The sequence below is a fragment of the Streptomyces netropsis genome, assembly GCF_014203545.1.
GTDB classification, from domain to species: Bacteria; Actinomycetota; Actinomycetes; order Streptomycetales; family Streptomycetaceae; genus Streptomyces; species Streptomyces netropsis.
On the sequence record NZ_JACHJG010000013.1, the window covers coordinates 21,589 to 40,284 of the forward strand.

15 protein-coding genes are annotated in these 18,696 nt (G+C 74.0%); 9 read left to right on the forward strand and 6 right to left on the reverse strand.

All coding sequences use genetic code 11. The features are described 5' to 3' along the window. Nucleotides 1-39 precede the first annotated feature (39 nt). Together FHS38_RS26635 and FHS38_RS26640 are read left to right on the forward strand one after the other, a co-directional pair. Complete coding sequence (locus FHS38_RS26635) at nucleotides 40-2,103, forward strand: endo-beta-N-acetylglucosaminidase (protein WP_184737685.1); 2,064 nt, start codon at nucleotides 40-42, stop codon at nucleotides 2,101-2,103. 14 nt (nucleotides 2,104-2,117) lie between these two features. Continuing rightward, complete coding sequence (locus FHS38_RS26640) at nucleotides 2,118-5,135, forward strand: alpha-mannosidase (protein WP_184737687.1); 3,018 nt, start codon at nucleotides 2,118-2,120, stop codon at nucleotides 5,133-5,135. 108 nt (nucleotides 5,136-5,243) lie between these two features. On the opposite strand, the gene FHS38_RS26645 is transcribed toward FHS38_RS26640, so the two are convergent. Further along, nucleotides 5,244-6,344: an alpha/beta hydrolase gene (locus FHS38_RS26645; RefSeq protein WP_184737689.1), complete on the reverse strand. Its 1,101-nt coding sequence runs from the start codon at nucleotides 6,342-6,344 to the stop codon at nucleotides 5,244-5,246. A gap of 58 nt (nucleotides 6,345-6,402) precedes the next feature. On the opposite strand from FHS38_RS26645, the gene FHS38_RS26650 reads away from it, so the two are divergent. The 3 genes from FHS38_RS26650 (at nucleotide 6,403) to FHS38_RS26660 (ending at nucleotide 10,711) form a co-directional block, all read left to right on the forward strand. After that, nucleotides 6,403-6,960, forward strand: a complete 558-nt coding sequence (locus FHS38_RS26650) for a DUF1697 domain-containing protein (RefSeq protein WP_184737691.1) — start codon at nucleotides 6,403-6,405, stop codon at nucleotides 6,958-6,960. 137 nt (nucleotides 6,961-7,097) lie between these two features. Then, entirely contained in the window at nucleotides 7,098-9,848 is a 2,751-nt protein-coding gene (locus tag FHS38_RS26655) for an alpha/beta fold hydrolase (RefSeq protein ID WP_184737693.1), read from the forward strand. Beyond that, nucleotides 9,845-10,711 (forward strand): ABC transporter permease, encoded by an 867-nt coding sequence (locus tag FHS38_RS26660; RefSeq protein WP_184737695.1) that lies wholly within the window; start codon nucleotides 9,845-9,847, stop codon nucleotides 10,709-10,711. The genes FHS38_RS26655 and FHS38_RS26660 overlap by 4 nt, the downstream gene beginning before the upstream one ends. 23 nt (nucleotides 10,712-10,734) lie before the next feature. Here the strand turns inward: FHS38_RS26660 and FHS38_RS26665 are convergent, their stop codons facing one another. Then, nucleotides 10,735-11,652 (reverse strand): SDR family oxidoreductase, encoded by a 918-nt coding sequence (locus tag FHS38_RS26665; RefSeq protein ID WP_184737697.1) that lies wholly within the window; start codon nucleotides 11,650-11,652, stop codon nucleotides 10,735-10,737. Between the two features lies 1 nt (nucleotide 11,653). Next, complete coding sequence (locus FHS38_RS26670; RefSeq protein WP_184737699.1) at nucleotides 11,654-12,454, reverse strand: SDR family oxidoreductase; 801 nt, start codon at nucleotides 12,452-12,454, stop codon at nucleotides 11,654-11,656. An 82-nt stretch (nucleotides 12,455-12,536) separates the two neighbouring features. On the opposite strand from FHS38_RS26670, the gene FHS38_RS26675 reads away from it, so the two are divergent. The 4 genes from FHS38_RS26675 to FHS38_RS26690 are packed head-to-tail and all read left to right on the forward strand — an operon-like array spanning nucleotide 12,537 to nucleotide 16,037. Beyond that, entirely contained in the window at nucleotides 12,537-13,352 is an 816-nt protein-coding gene (locus FHS38_RS26675) for an enoyl-CoA hydratase family protein (RefSeq protein WP_184737701.1), read from the forward strand. Nucleotides 13,353-13,366: 14 nt separating this feature from the next. Next, nucleotides 13,367-14,215 (forward strand): CoA transferase subunit A, encoded by an 849-nt coding sequence (locus FHS38_RS26680; RefSeq protein WP_184738059.1) that lies wholly within the window; start codon nucleotides 13,367-13,369, stop codon nucleotides 14,213-14,215. Further along, nucleotides 14,212-14,982, forward strand: coding sequence for a CoA-transferase subunit beta (locus FHS38_RS26685; protein ID WP_184737703.1), 771 nt, complete (start codon nucleotides 14,212-14,214; stop codon nucleotides 14,980-14,982). Before FHS38_RS26680 ends, FHS38_RS26685 begins: the two co-directional genes overlap by 4 nt. After that, complete coding sequence (locus FHS38_RS26690) at nucleotides 14,979-16,037, forward strand: NAD(P)H-dependent flavin oxidoreductase (RefSeq protein ID WP_184737705.1); 1,059 nt, start codon at nucleotides 14,979-14,981, stop codon at nucleotides 16,035-16,037. Before FHS38_RS26685 ends, FHS38_RS26690 begins: the two co-directional genes overlap by 4 nt. On the opposite strand, the gene FHS38_RS26695 is transcribed toward FHS38_RS26690, so the two are convergent. The 3 genes from FHS38_RS26695 to FHS38_RS26705 are packed head-to-tail and all read right to left on the reverse strand — an operon-like array spanning nucleotide 16,021 to nucleotide 18,679. Continuing rightward, on the reverse strand, nucleotides 16,021-17,178 hold the full coding sequence (locus FHS38_RS26695) for an acetyl-CoA C-acetyltransferase (protein ID WP_184737707.1): 1,158 nt from the start codon (nucleotides 17,176-17,178) through the stop codon (nucleotides 16,021-16,023). The genes FHS38_RS26690 and FHS38_RS26695 overlap by 17 nt on opposite strands. 35 nt (nucleotides 17,179-17,213) lie before the next feature. Next, nucleotides 17,214-17,840, reverse strand: a complete 627-nt coding sequence (locus FHS38_RS26700) for a TetR/AcrR family transcriptional regulator (protein WP_184737709.1) — start codon at nucleotides 17,838-17,840, stop codon at nucleotides 17,214-17,216. 14 nt (nucleotides 17,841-17,854) lie between these two features. After that, nucleotides 17,855-18,679 (reverse strand): SDR family oxidoreductase, encoded by an 825-nt coding sequence (locus FHS38_RS26705; RefSeq protein ID WP_184737711.1) that lies wholly within the window; start codon nucleotides 18,677-18,679, stop codon nucleotides 17,855-17,857. Nucleotides 18,680-18,696 lie beyond the last annotated feature (17 nt).

Genomic DNA, 18,696 nt, shown 5'->3' on the forward strand with positions numbered 1-18,696 from the left:
GCTGGTTGTGGCCGTCCCCCGCCCCTGACAGGAGCAGTCATGAGACTCACGCGTCGTGGCCTTCTCACCGCAGGCGTCGCCGCCTTGGCCGTACCCGCCGTACCCGCCGTACCCGCCGCTCGGGCCGCGCCCGCCGCGGACCTCCAGCCGTACGCCTCGTACTGGTATCCCGACAGCCTGCCGACGGGCTCTCCCGCCCCCGGGGTCACCTGGCGCAGCCTCCGTTCCTGGGCGCCCGAGAGCGACGTCGACCTGCCCTTCAACAGGGCCACCGTGCCCCTCGCCGCCCGCTTCGCTTCCCCGCCCGTCAACGCGACCGCGCGCACGGGGCAGGCCCGCGTCTGTGCCCTCGCGGCCTTCGCGCACACCGCCGGGAATCCGTCGCAGGGCTCCCCCACCGCCGACTACTACGCCCTCACCCACTGGGCCTACCTGGACGAGCTGGTCTTCTGGGGCGGTTCCTCGGGCGAGGGGCTGATCCTCGCGCCGAACGCGCCGGTCGTGGACGCCGCGCATCGCAACGGCGTGCCCGTCCTCGGAACGGTGTTCCTGCCTCCGGCCGCGTACGGCGGGCAGCTGCGCTGGACGCGGGAGCTGGTGTGCAGAGGCGCGGACGGCGGGTTCCCGCTGGCCGACCAGCTGATCCGGGTGGCCCGCGCGTACGGATTCGACGGCTGGTTCGTCAACGCCGAGACCGGCGGCGGCGACGCCGCCCTGGGCGCGGACATGCGGGACTTCCTGGCCCATCTACGGGCCCACGGCAAGGGCCTGCGCGTCACCTGGTACGACGCGCTGGCCGTCTCGGGGGACGTCTCCTGGCAGAACGAGCTGAACGACCACAACTCCCCCTTCTTCCGCGCCGCCGACTCGATGTTCCTCAACTTCAACTGGAGCCGGGCCGGCCTCGCGTCGTCCGGCGCGCTCGCCGAGCGCCTGGGGCGCGGGCGGTACGAGCTGTGGGCGGGCATCGACGTGGAGGCGAACGGCTGGGACACCCGGGTCGACTGGGACGCGATCGTCCCCGCCGACCGGCCGCACGCCACCTCGTACGGCTTCTACCGGCCCGAGTGGACGTGGACCAGCCTGCCCGCCGGCGGGCGCACGCCCGCCGCCTTCCACGCGCGGGACGACCGGTTCTGGTCCGGGCCGGCCGTGGATCCGTCCGCCCCGGCCGCCGGGCCGTGGCGGGCTCCGGCCGCCTCCGTCGCGGACCGTTCGACCCTGACCGCGCTGCCGTTCGCGACGACCTTCAACACCGGGCACGGCCTGGGCTGGTACGAGCACGGAAAGGTCCTGTCCGAATCGCCCTGGAACCATCTGGGTCTCCAGGACCGGCTGCCCGGGCGGCGCTGGGTGATCCGTACGACCGGTGCCCGGCCGGTGGTGGGCTTCGACTTCGCCGACGCCTGGCGCGGCGGCACCAGCCTGCTCGTGGAGGGCCCGCTCGCCGCGCCGACGACCGTCGAGCTGTTCACCGCGCGGCTGCCACTGCCCCGGACGGCGGTGGTGGAGCTGGCGCACCGCACCGACCCCGGGTCGGCGGGTGTCCGCGTGGAACTCCTGGTCTCCCCGGAGCCCGGCCGCTTCGTCCCCGTACCGGCGTGCACGCTGCCCGCGGGCGGGCGCGGCTGGACCACGGCCCGGCTGCGCGTCGGGGCGCTGCTGCCCGGCCGCACCGGCCGGACGATCCACGCGCTGGGCATCCGGCTCACCGCGCCCGACGGCGGGGTGGTCCGCTGGCGGCTGGGGCACCTCGCGGTGCGCGACACCGCGGCGCCCGGCCCGGCCGCACCCGCCCGCCCGGCGACGGTGACCCTCGCCGCGGCGCGGCCGAACGGCGACGGTACGGCCGCGCTGCGGCTCCTGTGGAGCCCGGGCGCGCGCCGGGCACGGCCCGTGCGCCATTACGAGCTGCATCAGGTGCTGCCGGGCGGTGGCCGTCGCTTCCTCGGCGGCACCTGTGGGCATGCCTACTACGTTCCGGCGCTGCGTCGTACGGGCGGCGAGGCGGTCACCCGCGTCGACGTGCGCGCCGTGGACGAGCTGTACGTCTCCTCGGCACCCGCACGCGTTTCCTTCCGCTGGTCCATCCCGTCTTCGTGAGGACACCGACGCCCATGCACAACGACCGCACCGTCACCGAAGCCCGTCTCAAGCGGGTGCTGGACGAGCGCATCCGGCCCGCCGTGTACCCCGAGTCGGTGCCGCTGACCGTCTCCGTATGGAACGCGCCCGGCGAGCCCGTGCCCGTGGCCGAGGGCCTCGCCGCCGCGCGCGAGCCGATCGAGGTGGGCGCGCAGTGGGGCCCGCCGTGGGGCACCAGCTGGTTCACGGTCACCGGGGCCGTGCCCGAGGAGTGGGCGGGCCGGACCGTCGAGGCACTGCTGGACCTCGGCTTCGACGAGAACATGCCGGGCTTCCAGTGCGAGGGGCTCGTCTACCGGCCGGACGGCTCGCCCGTGAAGGGCCTCAACCCCCGCAACCAGTGGGTGCGGATCGGCGAGTCGGTCGCGGGCGGCGAGGAGGTGCTGCTGCACATCGAGGCCTCGTCCAACCCCGTGATCATGGACTACCGGCCGTTCGTGCCGACCGAGCTGGGGGACCGGGAGACGGCGGACGACGCGCCGCGCTACCGGCTGGCCCGGATGGATCTGGCGGTCCTCGACCGGGTGGTGTGGGAGCTGGTCCAGGACCTGGAGGTGCTGGGTGAGCTGATGGCCGAGCTGTCGGTGGACTCGCCGCGCCGCTGGGAGATCCTGCGGGCGGTCGAGCGGGCGCTGGACGCCGTCGATCTCCAGGACGTGGGCGGGAGCGCGGAGCGGGCCCGCGAGCAGCTCACGGGCGTACTGTCCGCGCCCGCGCACGCCTCCGCGCACCGGATCAGCGCGGTCGGGCACGCGCACATCGACTCGGCGTGGCTGTGGCCGCTGCGCGAGACCGTGCGGAAGGTCGCCCGTACCACCGCCAACATGACCGCTCTGCTGGAGGACGAGCCGGACTTCGTCTACGCCATGTCGCAGGCGCAGCAGTTCGCGTGGATCAAGGAGCACCGGCCGGAGGTGTACGCGCGCGTGAAGAAGGCCGTCGCGGAGGGCCGGTTCGTTCCGGTGGGCGGCATGTGGGTGGAGTCCGATACGAACATGCCGGGATCGGAGGCGCTGGCACGGCAGTTCGTGCACGGCAAGCGCTTCTTCCTGGAGGAGTTCGGGATCGAGTCGGAGGAGGTGTGGCTGCCGGACACCTTCGGCTACTCGGCGGCGCTGCCGCAGCTGGTGAGGCTGGCGGGTGCGAAGTGGTTCCTGACGCAGAAGATCTCGTGGAGCCAAACCAACAAGTTCCCCCATCACACGTTCTGGTGGGAGGGGCTGGACGGCACCCGGGTGTTCACGCACTTCCCGCCGATCGACACCTACAACTCGCGGCTGTCGGGGCAGGAGGTGGCGCACGCGGTCCGCAACTTCCAGGAGAAGGGCGGTGCGACCCGCTCCCTCGCGCCGACCGGCTGGGGCGACGGCGGCGGGGGGACGACGCGCGAGATGGTGGCGCGGGCGAAGCGGCTGGCGGATCTGGAGGGTTCGGCGAGGGTCGCCTTCGAGCGGCCGTCGGCGTTCTTCGAGAAGGCCCACGCGGAGTACGGGCACGCGCCGGTGTGGGTGGGCGAGCTGTATCTGGAGCTGCACCGGGCGACGCTCACCAGTCAGGCGAAGACCAAGCAGGGCAACCGCCGCTCGGAGCACCTGCTGCGCGAGGCGGAGCTGTGGGCCGCGACGGCGGCCGTACGGGCCGGGTTCCGCTATCCGTACGAGGCGCTGGACCGGCTGTGGAAGACGGTGCTGCTGCACCAGTTCCACGACATCCTGCCGGGCACCTCGATCGCGTGGGTGCACCGGGAGGCGGCGGCGACCTACGCGGCGGTCGCGGCGGAGCTGGAGTCGATCGTCGGGGACGCGCTGGCCGCGCTCGCGGGTGACGCCTCGGCCGGGGGGACCGTGGTCTTCAACGCGGCCCCGCACGGGCGGGGCGGCACGGCGGCCCACGGCGGCGCCCTGGTCGACTCCCCCGCCCCCGACCCGACGGCGGTCCGGGCGCGCGAGGGCGGCGGCTTCACGCTCGACAACGGCCTGTTGCGGGTCGAGGTCGACGGGCGCGGGCTCGTGGTCTCCGTGTACGACCCGGAGGCGGACCGGGAGACGATCGCTCCGGGCACGGCGGCCAATCTGCTGCAACTGCACCCGGACTTCCCGAACATGTGGGACGCGTGGGACGTGGACCACTTCTACCGGAACACCGTCACGGATCTGACGGCCGTCGAAGCGCTGGAGCCGACGGACGAGGGGGCGGTGCGGGTCGTCCGGGCCTTCGGGGCCTCCCGCGTCGAGCAGCTGCTCTCGCTCCCGGCGGGGGTGCGGCGGCTGGACGTCGAGACGGAGGTCGACTGGCACGAGACGGAGAAGTTCCTCAAGGCCGCCTTCCCCCTCGACCTGCACGCCGACCGCACGGCGGCCGAGACCCAGTTCGGCCATCTCTACCGTCCCACGCACACCAACACCAGCTGGGACGCGGCCAAGTTCGAGGCGTGCGCGCACCGGTTCGTGCATCTGGAGGAGCCGGGGTGGGGGGTGGCGGTGGTCAACGACTCGACGTACGGCTACGACGTCACGCGCGCCGTGCGCGATGCCGACACCGGAACCACGACCACGGTCCGGCTCTCACTGCTGCGGGCGCCGCGCTTCCCCGACCCGCGCACCGACCAGGGCACGCACCGGTTCCGGTACGCGCTGGTGCCGGGTGCGTCGTTGGGGGACGCGGTGCGTGAGGGGTACCGGATCAATCTGCCGGAGCGAAGGGTGCCCGGGGCCACCGGGGTACGCCCCTTGGCGCACGTCGACAACGACGCGGTCGTCATCTCCGCGATCAAGCTCGCGGACGACGGCAGCGGGGACGTGGTGGTGCGGTTGTACGAGTCGCTCGGCGGACGGGCCCGCGCGCGGCTGGAGGCGGGCTTCCCGCTGGGCTCGGCCTCCGTGTGCGATCTGCTGGAGCGGGCGCTCACCGCGGCGGCCACGGACGGTGACGCCGTGCCGCTGTCGCTGCGGCCGTTCGAGATCGTCACGCTGCGGCTGGCGCGGCGCTGAGCTTCCAGGGTGGGAGCCCCGGTCCCGCCCCTTCACCGTCTCTTGTCCTCGATCGCCGGACGGGCTGAGCTGGGCCCGTCCGGCCGTTGAGGACACAGCGAGGACGCTTCAGGCCCCGATGGCCTTCATCAGCATCGGGAACGACGCCACCAGCTCACGCTCCCAATAGGGCCAGGTGTGCCCGCCGGTCGACGCGCACACCGTGGCCGGGACGCCGAGCTGCGCGAGCTTGGCGCGCAGCTGCTGGTTCATGCCGAAGACGGCGCGCTCGATCTGGTCGTCCGTGCCGTGCGCGGCCGGGTTCGTGCAGCGCGCGGCGGACGGCCGCGGGTCGCCCCACTTCCAGCCCACGCCCTTCTCGGCGCCGTTGCCGTAGGAGAGGTAGAGCGGGGTGCCGGCGAGCTCGGCGGCATGCTCCAGTGGGCTGTTGCGCTTCCACAGCCACTGCTGGCGCAGGTCGGCCGGGTCGTCGGTGTCGAAGGGGTAGCCGGGCTCGCCCCACACGCGCCGCCAGTCGGTCAGACACGCGATGCCGCCGGCCTTCACCGCGTCGGGGCCGTTGAAACCGCCGTCGGGTGATCGGTAGAGAGGGTTGACGGCGCCGCTGTACGAGGCGGCCGCGCTGAACAGGCCGGGGTGCGCGGCCGTGAACTTCAGCGCCCCCTGGCCGCCCATGGACAGGCCAGCGACGGCCCGCCGCGTGCCGGCGCGGTAGTCCCGCTCCAGCAGCGGCCGGACCTGGTCGAGCAGATACGTCTCCCAGGCCGGGGCACCCCACTTGCCGCCGTTGTACCAATTGCTGTAGCCGCTGCACCCGCTGGTCTCCGGCATGACGACGATCGCGTCCCGGTCGGCGGTGAGCTCCTCGACGTGCGTGTTGGCGGTCCAGTCCAGGTGGTTGCCCGTGCCGCCGTGCAGCAGCCACAAGGTGGGCCAGGTCCGCGACGCGTCCTTGGACCAGTGCTCGGGCAGCAGCAGGCGCACCCATTTGATCAGCGCCTCGGTGTCGGGCGAGGAGACCGCCAGATCGAGCGTCCGGTCGTCGACCCGTACCTCTTTGACCACCCGGGCCGGATGGTCCGCCGCGCGGGCCTCCGCGGGCTCCGCCCGGGCCGTCTGCGCCACCACCACCGGCAGCAGCAGTGCGAGCGCCGCCAGCGCCCGTGCGGCCCGCGCCCCGAATCCCCCGTGCCCAGCCCTGTGCACCATGCGATCGCCCCTCACATGCCGCTCACGTCAGTGATGCGCGTCATATTACGGTGAGGGGGTGACAACGTACGTGGCTCTCCTGCGCGGCATCAACGTGGGCACCAAACAGCGCGTCCCCATGCAGACCTTGCGCGATCTGCTCTCCGGTCTGGGCTGCGGGTCGGTGCGCACCCACCTCAACAGCGGCAACGCGGTGTTCACCCATCCGGGCTCCGACCCGGACGCGCTGGCCGCCGGGCTCGAGGAGGCCCTCGCGCGCGAGCTGGGCCTGTCCGTACGCTGCTTCGTGCGCGAGGGAGTGGACCTGCGTCGCGTCGTTGACGCCAATCCGTTCGCCGACCGCGCGGTCGATCCGGCGCGGTTCCTGGTGGTCTTCCTCTCCGGCCTCTCCGGCACCGCCCGCCCGGAGGCGTTCGCGGACCTCGATCCGGGGGCGTACGCGCCCGACGAGTTCGTCCTCGGGGAACGCGAGGTGTATCTGCTCTGCCCGGACGGCATCCGCGACTCCAAGCTGGCGAAGCTGTTGACGGGCCGGCGCCTGGGCGAGGACGGCACCGCCCGCAACTGGAACACCGTCACCCGGCTCGCGGACATGGCGGACGCGGTGGAGGGCTGATCGGGCCGGCCTGCCGCACCGAGGGAAGCCGTACCGCGCCCGCGGTACGGGCGCCGGGGGTTGTACGCCGCACGGAGGGGAGGCCACTCGTCCTGCCGGCGACACAGGTGGACGACGGCTCCGCTTAGCATTCGGGCATGAAGCTGCGTTTCCCCCGGCGCCCTCGGTCCGGACGCGATCGGCTGCTGGCCGCCACGGCCGCCGGCGCCGTACTCGTCGGTGCCGGTACCTGGACCGTGGCATCGGCCACCGGGTCGGGCGCCGCCGTGCACCGCGAGGACCGGTTCCTGACGATGCCCGACGCCCCGGGGGCCGAGCGCTCGGGGCCGGTCCGCATCGACACCTCGTACTTCACCTCCGGTGACACGGACACCCGCAGGCCGGCCGTGCTGCTCGCGCACGGCTTCGGGGGCAGCAAGGCCGATCTGCGCGAGAGGGCGGAGGAATTGGCGCGCGACGGCTACGCGGTGCTGACCTGGTCCGCGCGCGGCTTCGGCCGGTCCACGGGCCGTATCGGCCTCAACGACCCGGGGCGTGAGGTCGCCGATGTGAGCCGGCTGATCGACTGGCTGGCGCGGCGGCCGGAGGTGCGGCTCGACAAGGCGGGCGACCCCAGGGTCGGCATCGCGGGCGCCTCCTACGGCGGCGGCGCCGCCCTCCTGGCGGCCGGGCACGACAAGCGCGTCGACGCCATCGCCCCGCAGATCACCTACTGGAACCTCGCCGACTCGCTCTTCCCGAACGACGTCTTCAAGAAGCTCTGGTCCGGGATCTTCTTCACCACCGGCACCACGTCGGCCGGCGCCGCGCCGAACGCCCCCGCGCCGGCCGTCGGTGACGGCCCGGCCCGCGGGGCGGTGGCCACCGCCCGGGTCTCCGGCTGCGGCCGGTTCGAGAAGGCCCTGTGCGAGATGTACGAGCGGGTGGCCGTCGACGGGAAGCCGGACGCGCGGGCGCGGGAGCTGCTGGAGAGCCGCAGCCCCTCCGCCGTCGCCGACCGGATCAAGGTGCCCACCCTCCTCGTCCAGGGGCAGACCGACTCGCTCTTCCCCCTCGACCAGTCCGACGCGGCGGCCAAGGCCATCGCCCGCAACGGCGCACCCGTCTCCGTCGACTGGATCGCGGGCGGCCACGACGGCGGGGCGGACGAGAGCGACCGGATCGCGCGGCGCACGCGCGCGTGGTTCGACCGCTACCTCAAGGGCGACGAGAGCACGGGCAGGGGGCCCGCGTTCCGCGTCAGCAGGACCGGCGGAATCGACACCACCGACGGCAAGGCGCAGTTGCGCGGTGCGAGCGGCGAGCGCTACCCGGGGCTGCGCGGCGACCCGCGCACGATCCCGCTGACAGGGCGCGCGCAGTCGTTCGGCAACCCGGCGGGGGCGGCACCGCCCGCGATCTCCGCGGTGCCGGGCATCGGTTCGCTGACCCAGCTGTCGGGCCTCGGCGTCGGCGTCTCCCTCGACTTCCCCGGCCAGCACGCGCGCTTCGACTCGGCCCGGCTCGCCGAGGGCGTCCGCGTCACCGGCTCCCCGACCGTGAAGGCGAGGATCTCCTCGGACACCGGCGAGGCCGTCCTCTTCGCCAAGGTCTACGACGTCGGGCCGAACGGGCAGCAGGTGCTGCCCGGACAGCTCGTCACGCCCGTCCGCGTCACCGACGCCAAGGGGGGCCGCACCGTCGAACTCAAACTGCCCGCCATCGACCACACCTTCGAGTCCGGGCACCGGATGCGGCTCGTCCTCGCCGCCACCGACCTGGGCTACGCCTCCCCGGCCCGGCCCGCCGCGTACACCGTCGCACTCGCGGGCGGGGCCTTGAGCGTGCCGACCGCGCCCGGCGTACGGACCGGCTCCTCCGCCCTCCCCTGGTGGACGTGGGGACTGCCGCTCGGCGGCGCGGCCGTCGCGGCGGCCCTGCTGCTGACCGGTCGCCGCCGCACCGCACCGCCCGCGCCCGACCCGGCGCTCGCCGAGGTGCCGTTGCAGATCACCGGCCTGAGCAAGCGGTACGCCAAGCCCGCGGACCGGTACGCCGTACGGGACCTGTCCTTCCGCGTCGAGCGCGGTCAGGTGCTGGGGCTCCTCGGCCCGAACGGTGCGGGCAAGACCACCACGCTGCGCATGCTCATGGGCCTCATCCGCCCCGACGACGGCGAGGTCCGCGTCTTCGGGCACGCGATCCGGCCGGGTGCGCCGGTGCTGTCGCGGGTCGGGGCGTTCGTGGAGGGCGCGGGGTTCCTGCCGCACCTGTCCGGCCGGGCCAACCTCGATCTGTACTGGCAGGCGACGGGCCGCCCGGCCGAGGACGCGCACCTGGAGGAGGCCTTGGAGATCGCCGGCCTCGGCTCCGCGCTGGAGCGGGCGGTACGGACGTACTCCCAGGGCATGCGCCAACGTCTCGCGATCGCGCAGGCCATGCTCGGGCTGCCGGACCTGCTGATCCTGGACGAGCCGACCAACGGGCTCGACCCGCCGCAGATCCGGGAGATGCGCGAGGTGATGATCCGGTACGCGGCCGCCGGCCGTACCGTCATCGTCTCCAGCCATCTCCTGGCCGAGGTCGAACAGAGCTGTACGCACCTGGTCGTGATGGACCGCGGGCAGCTCGTGAGCGCGGGTCCGGTCGCGGAGATCGTCGGCTCGGGCGACACGCTGCTGATCGGCGTCGAGGGCGAGCTGCCCGACGTCACCGCGGAGAAGGTGGCGGCCCTGCCCGGTGTGGCCTCGGCCGTGCGGAGTGACGAAGGGCTGCTGGTGCGGCTCGACGGCATCGGCGCGCCGGAGCTGCTGGTGGAGCTGGTGCGGTTGGAGATCCCGGTGGCGCGCGTCGGCCCGCACCGCCGCCTGGAGGACGCGTTCTTGACCCTGATCGGAGGTTCGGCATGAGCACCGCGGTGACCACGGTCCCGGAGTCCGCGCCCGGATACCGGGCGCGGCACACCCTGCCGTTCCGGGTGGAGGCGATGCGGCAACTGCGACGGCGGCGCACGCTCGTGGTGGGGGCGGTGCTGGCGGTGCTGCCGTTCGTCCTGATCGCGGCCTTCGCCATCGGCGGGGAGCCGAGCGGGCGCGACGGGCGGGTGACGCTGATCGATACCGCCACGGCTTCCGGCGCGAACTTCGCGGCGACCTGTCTGTTCGTCTCGGCGGGCTTTCTGCTGGTGGTGCCGGTGGCGCTGTTCTGCGGTGACACGGTGGCCTCCGAGGCGAGCTGGTCCTCGCTGCGTTATCTGCTCGCGGCGCCGGTGCCGCGCGCCCGGCTGCTGCTGAGCAAGCTGGCCGTGGCGCTGGCGTTCAGCGCGGCCGCGATGGTGCTGCTGCCGGTGGTGGCCTTGGCCGCGGGCACGGCGGCGTACGGCTGGGACGGTCTGCAGATCCCCACCGGCGGTGCGCTCCCCGCCGGGACGGCCGTCGGCCGGCTCGCGATCGTGGTGGCGTACGTCTTCGTCGGGCAGTTGGTCACGGCGGCGCTGGCGTTCTGGTTGTCGACGGTCACGGACGCGCCGCTGGGCGCGGTGGGCGGCGCGGTCGGGCTGACCATCGTCGGCAATGTGCTGGACGCGGTGACCGCCCTCGGGCACTGGCGGGACTTCCTGCCGGCGCACTGGCAGTACGCGTGGGCGGACGCGCTGCAACCGCAGCTGGAGTGGGGCGGAATGATCAAGGGGACGGCGGTGTCGGTGGCGTACGCGCTGGTGCTCTTCGCTCTCGCGTTCCGGCACTTCCGGGCGAAGGACGTCGTGTCCTGAAGGCCCCCGGCCCGCTGTCGTCCTCAATCGCCGGACGGGGCCCCGTACACCGGTGCCGGCTCCCGTAGCCCCGGCAGCAGGTCCCGTACCGCCCCGCCCGCCTCGGCCGGTGTCCAGCGGTGCCCCTTGTCGGCCGTGGGGCCGGGGTGCCAGCCCTCCATCACGGTGATGCGGCCGCCCTCCACTTCGAAGACCTCGCCGCTGACGCCGGCGGAGTCCGCCGAGGCGAGCCACACCACCAGCGGGGAGACGTTCTCGGGGGCCATGGCGTCGAATCCGGTCGTCGGCACGGCCATGGCGTCGGGAAACGTCCGCTCGGTCATGCGGGTGCGGGCGGCGGGGGCGACGGCGTTGACCTGGACGCCGTAGCGGGCCAGTTCGGCGGCGGCGACGAGGGTCAGGGCCACGATTCCGGCCTTCGCGGCGGCGTAGTTCCCCTGCCCGACGCTGCCCAGCAGCCCCGCCCCTGAGGTGGTGTTGACGACGCGTGCCCGGCGGGCGCGGCCCGCCTTGGACTCGGCGCGCCAGTACCCGGCCGCGTGCTTGAGCGGGAGGAAGTGGCCCTTGAGGTGGACGCGCAGGACCGCGTCCCAGTCGTCCTCGTCGAGGTTGACGAGCATCCGGTCGCGCAGGAACCCGGCGTTGTTGACGAGCGTGTCGAGCCGGCCGTAGGCGTCGAGGGCCGTGGCGACGAGGGCGGCGGCGCCCTCGGTGGTGGCGATGTCGCCGCTGTGCGCGACGGCTTCGCCGCCGAGGGCGCGGATCTCGTCGGCGACCCGCCGGGCCGGGTCCGCCGAGCCGCCCTCCCCGCCGGGCCCGACGCCGAGGTCGTTGACGACGACCCGCGCGCCTTCGGCGGCGAGCGCGAGGGCGTGCGCCCGGCCGAGACCGCGGCCGGCGCCGGTGACGGCGGCGACGCGGCCCGCGCAGATTCCGGTCATCTCAGGACTCCTCGAAGGACGGGGCCGATGGGTTGGCACGCGCCGCGGCCAGGAACGCCGGCCGTTCGCCGCCGCCGTGGACGACCAGGCTCGCGCCGGTGATGTAGGACGCGCGGTCGGAGGCGAGGAAGACCACGGCGTCGCCGATCTCGTCGGGTTCGGCGAGGCGGCCCGCCGGGACCGTGCGGGCGACGGCGGCGACGCCCGCCGCGTCGCCGTAGTGCAGGTGGGCCGACTCCGTGCGCACCATGCCGAGCACGAGGGTGTTGACGCGTACGGCCGGTGCCCATTCCACCGCCATCGTGCGGGCGAGGTGTTCCAGCCCGGCCTTGGCGGCGCCGTAGGCCGCCGTGCCCGGTGACGGGCGGGTGCCGCTCACGCTCCCGATCATCAGGACGCAGCCGCCGGCCGGTTGCCGGCGCATCACCCGGTGGGCGGCGAGCGAGACGGTCAGCGGCGCGGTGAGGTTGAGTTCGAGGACGCGCGCGTGGCGCTCGGCGTCGGCGTCGTCGAGCATCCGGAAGGGTGCGCCACCGGCGTTGTTGACCAGCAGGTCCAGGCGGCCGTAGGCCGTCGCCAGCTCGTCGAACAGGGCCTGCACGGCGGCCGGCCGACGCACGTCCACCGGCCTGAAGGAGGCGGTCCGCCCGTCGGCGATGACCGGCTCGTCCGGGGGGCGGCGGGCGCAGACCACGACCCGTGCCCCGGCGCGCAGCAGCGCCCGCGCGATGCCCGCGCCGACACCGCGCGTACCGCCGGTGACGACCGCGACGCGTCCGTCCAGACCGAGCTCCGCACTCATGCCGTACCACCTCCCGCGCCGGACGATCCGCTGCTACCTTCGCCCCTAACAAACGTTTGGTGGAAAGGTAGCTGATCCACTGATGGGTGTCTCCACCTCCCGCCCCGAAGCGGGCATCGCCGTCGTCACCGTGGACTTCCCGCCCGTCAACGCCGTTCCCGTGCGGGGGTGGTACGAACTGGCGGAGGCCGTGCGCGCGGCGGGCGCCGACCCCGCCGTCCGCTGCGCGGTCCTGGCCGCCGCCGGGCGCGGCTTCAACGCGGGGGTCGATCTCAAGGAGATCCAGCGCGGTCCGGGTCACCGGGCCCTGATCGGCGCCAACCAGGGCTGCGCCGCCGCGTTCGCCGCCGTGTACGACTGCGAGGTGCCGGTCGTCGCCGCCGTGCGGGGCTTCTGCCTCGGCGGCGGGATCGGGCTCGTCGGCAACGCCGACGCCGTCGTCGCCGCCGAGGACGCCACCTTCGGCCTGCCCGAGCTGGACCGGGGCGCGCTCGGCGCCGCCACCCACCTCGCCCGGCTCGTGCCCCAGCATCTGCTGCGCACCCTGTACTACACCTCGCGCACCGTCACCGCGTGGGAGCTGCACCGGCACGGCTCCGTGTGGCGGGTCGTGCCGCCCGACGAACTCCTTCCGGCCGCCCTGGAGCTGGCGCGAGAGATCGCGGCCAAGGACGGCTCGCTGATCCGGCTCGCCAAGGCCGCCCTCAACGGCATCGACCCGGTCGACGTCCGCCGCGGCTACCGCTTCGAGCAGGGCTTCACCTTCGAGGCCGCGCTCAGCGGCGTGGCCGACCGGCACCGCGAGGCCTTCGTCTCCCGGACATCCCGGCCGTCCGGGCCATCCGGGCCGTCCGGGCCGTCCCGGAAATCCGCGACGGACCACGAGGAGGAGCCGTGACGGGCGGGAAACTGATGACCGCCGACGAGGCCGTCGGCCGGCTGGAGAGCGGCATGACCGTCGGCATCGGCGGCTGGGGCTCGCGGCGCAAGCCGATGGCGCTCGTACGGGCGCTGCTGCGTTCGGATCTGACGGACCTCACCGTGGTCTCCTACGGCGGCCCCGACGTGGGCCTGCTGGCGGCGGCGGGGCGGATCGCCAAGCTCGTGACCGCCTTCGTCACCCTCGACTCCGTCCCCCTCGAACCGCACTTCCGGGCCGCCCGGCAGCGCGGCCGCCTGGAGCTGACGGAGCTGGACGAGGCGATGCTGATGTGGGGGCTGACCGCCGCCGCGCACCGGCTGCCCTTCCTGCCCGTCCGGGCCGGTCTCGGCTCCGACGTCATGACGGTCAACCCCCACCTGCGGACGGTCACCTCGCCGTACGCGGACGGGGAGGAGCTCGTCGCCGTACCCGCGCTGACCCTGGACGCGGCCCTCGTCCACCTCAACCGGGCGGACGCGCGGGGCAACGCGCAGTACCTGGGCCCTGATCCGTACTTCGACGATCTCTTCTGCGAGGCCGCCCGTGAGGCGTACGTCTCGTGTGAACGGGTCGTGGACAGCGCCGAGTTCGCATCCGCGGGCGGCCCGCAGACCCTGCTGATCGCGCGGACGTGCGTCACCGGGGTCGTGGAGGCGCCGGGCGGTGCGCACTTCACCTCCTGTGCCCCGGACTACGACCGCGACGAGGCGTTCCAGGCCGCGTACGCCAAGGCCGCGGCCGACCCCGCGGCGTGGCGCGAGTTCGCGAGCCGCTTCCTGTCCGGGGACGAGGACGACTACCGGGCCGCCGTCGCGGCCTTCGCCGGGGAGGGCGCGTGAGCGAGGACGCGGCGAAGGGCGTGACCCGTGCCGAGTACTGCGTGGTCGCCTGCGCGGAGGCGTGGCGCGACGCCGGGGAGGTCCTGGTCGCCCCGATGGGGCTCGTCCCGACGGCCGGCGCGCGGCTCGCGAAGCTCACCTTCTCCCCCGACCTGCTGCTGACCGACGGCGAGGCGATGCTGATGGGTGACGTGCCCGCGCTGGGGGCGGCGTCGAAGGTGAGCGAGGGGTGGCTGCCCTACCGCCGGCACCTGGCGCTGGTCACCGGCGGCAGACGGCACGTGATGATGGGCGCGAGCCAACTGGACCGCCACGGCAACCAGAACATCTCCTGCATCGGCGACTGGAAGCGGCCGGGCCGTCAGCTCCTCGGAGTGCGCGGCGCTCCCGTCAACACCCTCAACAACCCCACCAGTTACTGGATCCCCCGGCACTCCCCGCGGGTGCTGGTCGCGCGGGTCGACATGGTGTGCGGCGTCGGCTACGACCGGGTGGCCGCCGCCGGGCCCTCCGCGACCCGCTTCCACCACGTCCGCCGCGTGGTCACCGATCTGGCCGTGCTCGACTTCGAGACCCCGGACCGCACGATGCGCGTGCGGTCCCTGCACCCGGGGGTCACCCCCGCCGAGCTGCGGGAGGCGACCGGCTTCCCCCTCGCCGTCCCCGACGACGTGCCGCACACCCGCGAGCCGACCCCCCGTGAACTGCGGCTGATCCGCGAGGTCGTCGACCCGGCCGGGCTGCGCGAGCGGGAGGTACCCCGATGAGGACCGCGCTCACCGAGCTGACCGGTGTCCGCCACCCGCTCGTGCAGACCGGCATGGGCTGGGTCGCGGGCCCGCGCCTCGTCGCGGCGACGGCGAACGCGGGGGCGCTCGGCATCCTGGGCTCCGCGACCATGACGCCCGACCGGCTCAGGGCGGCGGTCCGCGAGGTGCGCCTGCGCACGGACCGCCCGTTCGGGGTCAATCTGCGCGCGGACGCGGGGGACGCGGAGGAACGGGTGCGGATCATCGTCGACGAGGGCGTGAAGGTCGCCTCCTTCGCGCTCGCCCCCTCACGCGATCTGATCGCCCGCCTCAAGGACGCCGGGGTCGTCGTCATGCCGTCCGTGGGCGCGCGGCGGCACGCGGAGAAGGTCGCGGCGTGGGGCGCGGACGCAGTCGTCGTGCAAGGCGGTGAGGGCGGCGGTCACACCGGGGGCGTCGCGACCACGGTCCTGCTGCCCCAGGTGGTCGACGCGGTGGACATCCCGGTCGTCGCGGCGGGCGGCTTCCACGACGGCCGGGGCTTGGTCGCCGCCCTCGCCTTCGGGGCGGCGGGCGTGGCGATGGGGACCCGGTTCCTGCTCACGGCCGACAGCACGGTCCCGGCGGCGGTGAAGGCCGCCTACCTCGCCGCGTCCGTCGGGGACGCCATCGTCACCACGAAGGTCGACGGCCTCCCCCACCGCATGCTGCGCACGCCCTTCGTCGACGCCCTGGAGCGCTCGGGCCGGGCCAGGGCCCTGCTGCGGGCGGTGCGGCACGCCGCCTCCTTCCGCGCGGTCTCCGGGCTGACCTGGCGCCGGATGGTGCGCGACGGGCTGGCGATGCGGCACGGCAGGGACCTCACGTGGAGCCAGGTGCTGCTGGCCGCGAACACCCCGATGCTGCTCAAGGCCGCCATGGTGGACGGCCGGACGGACCTCGGGGTGATGGCCTCGGGGCAGGTCGCGGGCCTCGTCGAGGACCTGCCGTCCTGCGCGGAGCTGGTGGACCGCGTGATGCGGGAGGCCCACGAGACGCTCGCGGGCCTCCCGCCGGTCACAACCGCTCGATGATCGTCACGTTCGCCTGACCGCCGCCCTCGCACATCACCTGGAGGCCGTAGCGCCCGCCCGTGCGCTCCAGTTCGTGCAGCAGGGTGGTCATCAGCTTGACGCCGGTGGCGCCCAGGGGGTGACCGAGGGCGATCGCGCCGCCGTTGACGTTGACCCGGTCCGGGTCGGCGCCCGTCTCGTGCTGCCAGGCCAGGACCACGGGGGCGAACGCCTCGTTGATCTCGACCAGGTCGAGGTCGGCCATCGCCAGACCGGTCTTCTTGAGGGCGTGCGCCGTGGCGGGGATGGGTGCGGACAGCATGCGGATGGGGTCCTCGCCCCGGACCGAGAGATGGTGGATCCGGGCACGCGGGGTCAGCCCGTGGTCGCGCACGGCGCGTTCGCTCGCGAGGAGCATGGCCGCCGCACCGTCCGAGACCTGCGAGGAGAGGGCCGCGGTCAGCCGCCCGCCGGGCATCACGGGCGCGAGGGCCGCCATCTTCTCCCGCGTGGTGTCGCGGCGCGGGCCCTCGTCGGTGCGCACCTCGCCGTACGCGACGAGTTCGCGGTCGAAGCGGCCCTCGTCGATGGCCCGCAGCGCCCGCCGGTGCGAGCGGAGGGCGAACTCCTCCATGGCCGGGCGGGTGATGCCCCACCGCTCGGCGATCAGCTCGGCGCCGTGGAATTGGCTGACGGGCCGGTCCCCGTAGCGCTCCCGCCAGCCGCGCGACCCGGCGAACGGTCCCTCGGTCAGTCCCAGGGGCTCGGTGGCCCGGCGGGTGGCGTAGCCGATGGGTATCTGCGACATGTTCTGGGTGCCGCCCGCGACGACCAGGTCCTGGGTGCCGGAGAGCACGGCCTGGGCGGCGAAGTGGACGGCCTGCTGGGAGGAGCCGCACTGCCGGTCGACGGTGACGCCGGGCACCTCCTCCGGGAGCCCGGCGGCCAGCCAGCTGGTCCGGGCGATGTCACCGGCCTGCGGCCCGACCGCGTCGAGACAGCCGAAGACGACGTCCTCGACGGCGCCCGGGTCCACGCCCGTACGCTCCATCAGCGCCGTGAGCACGTGCGCTCCGAGGTCGGCGGGGTGGACGGACGCGAGGGCGCCGTTCCGTTTGCCGACGGGGGTGCGTACCGCTCCGACGATGTACGCCTCGGCCATGGCTGCTCCTTCGACAGATGATGTCCGTGCGGGCCCTATGCGGCGGCCGGGTCCCTCCCGGCGATGCCGTCCAGCACCATCGACAGGTACTGGCGGGCGATCTCCTCCGGGCTGTGCGCCCCGCCCGGCCGGTACCAGGACGCGGCGACCCACACGGTGTCGCGCACGAAGCGGTAGACGAGCCGGATGTCGAGGTCGGCGCGGAAGGACCCGTCGGCCACGCCGCGCTCGAGCGTGCCCAGCCAGGCCTTCTCGAACTTCCGCTGGGAGTCCACGAGATAGCCGAAGCGGGGCTGGGCGACCAGGTGCCGGGACTCCTTCTGGTAGATGGCGACGGCGGCGCGGTGCCGGTCGATCTCCCGGAAGGACTCCGTGACGAGGGCCTCGATGGTCTCCCGGGGGCCGAGACCGGCGCCCAGCACGGCGTCGTAGCCGGTCCACAGCTCGTCCAGGAAGCCGGAGAGGATCTCGTCGAGCATCGACTCCTTGGAGTCGAAGTGGTAGTAGAGGCTGCCCGCGAGCAGTCCCGCCTCGTCGGCGATCCGGCGGACGGTGGTGGCGTTGTAGCCCTGCGCTGCGAATACCTCGGCGGCGGTCGCGAGGAGCTCGCGGCGCCGCTCGGGGGCGGGGTTCGCGGTGGTCTTCTTGCTGTTCGTCGGCACTCTCTCATTGTCGGTCACGCACGCTGGCTGCTGACGGAGACCGTCTCGCCGGTCATGTACGAGGAGTAGCCGCTGGCGAGGAAGACGATCACGTTGGCGATCTCCCAGGGCTCGGCGTAGCGCCCGAACGCCTCGCGCCCGGTCAGCTCGGTGAGCAGCTCGGGCGTGGTGACCTTCGCCAGGTGCGGGTGCATGGCCAGGCTCGGGGAGACGGCGTTGACGCGCACCCCGTAGGCCGCGGCTTCCACGGCGGCGCAACGGGTGAGGGCCATGACGCCGGCCTTGGCGGCGGCGTAGTGGGCCTGGCCGCGCTGGGCCCGCCAGCCGACGACGGAGGCGTTGTTGACGACGACCCCGCCGCCGGTGCCGCGGCGCAGCCGGCGCAGGGCGGCGCGGGTGCAGCGGAAGGTGCCCGTCAAGGTGGTGTCGACGACCTTGTCCCACTGCTCGTCGGTCATGTCCACCAGATCGGCGGTGCCGCCGAGGCCGGCGTTGTTGACGACGACGTCGAGGCCGCCGTGCCGCTCCTCGGCGAGGTCGAACAGGGCGGCGACCTGCGTCTCGTCGGTGACGTCGCAGGTCAGCCCGGCGACGGACCGGGCGCCGAACTCGTCGGCGAGCGTCGCGACGCACCCCCGCAGACGCCGCGCGTGGACGTCGCCGAGCACGACGCGGGCACCCTCCTCGAGGAAGCGGCGGGCGGTGGCGCCGCCGATCCCGGCGCCGGCTGCGGCGGTGATGACGGCGGTGCGGCCGGCCAGCAGATCGTGACCGGGGGGACAGGGCGGCGGGCCCGCGGGGCGAGCGCTGGGTGCCACGGGCTCCTCGACGCTGCTCATGGCCGTACGTTAACCTA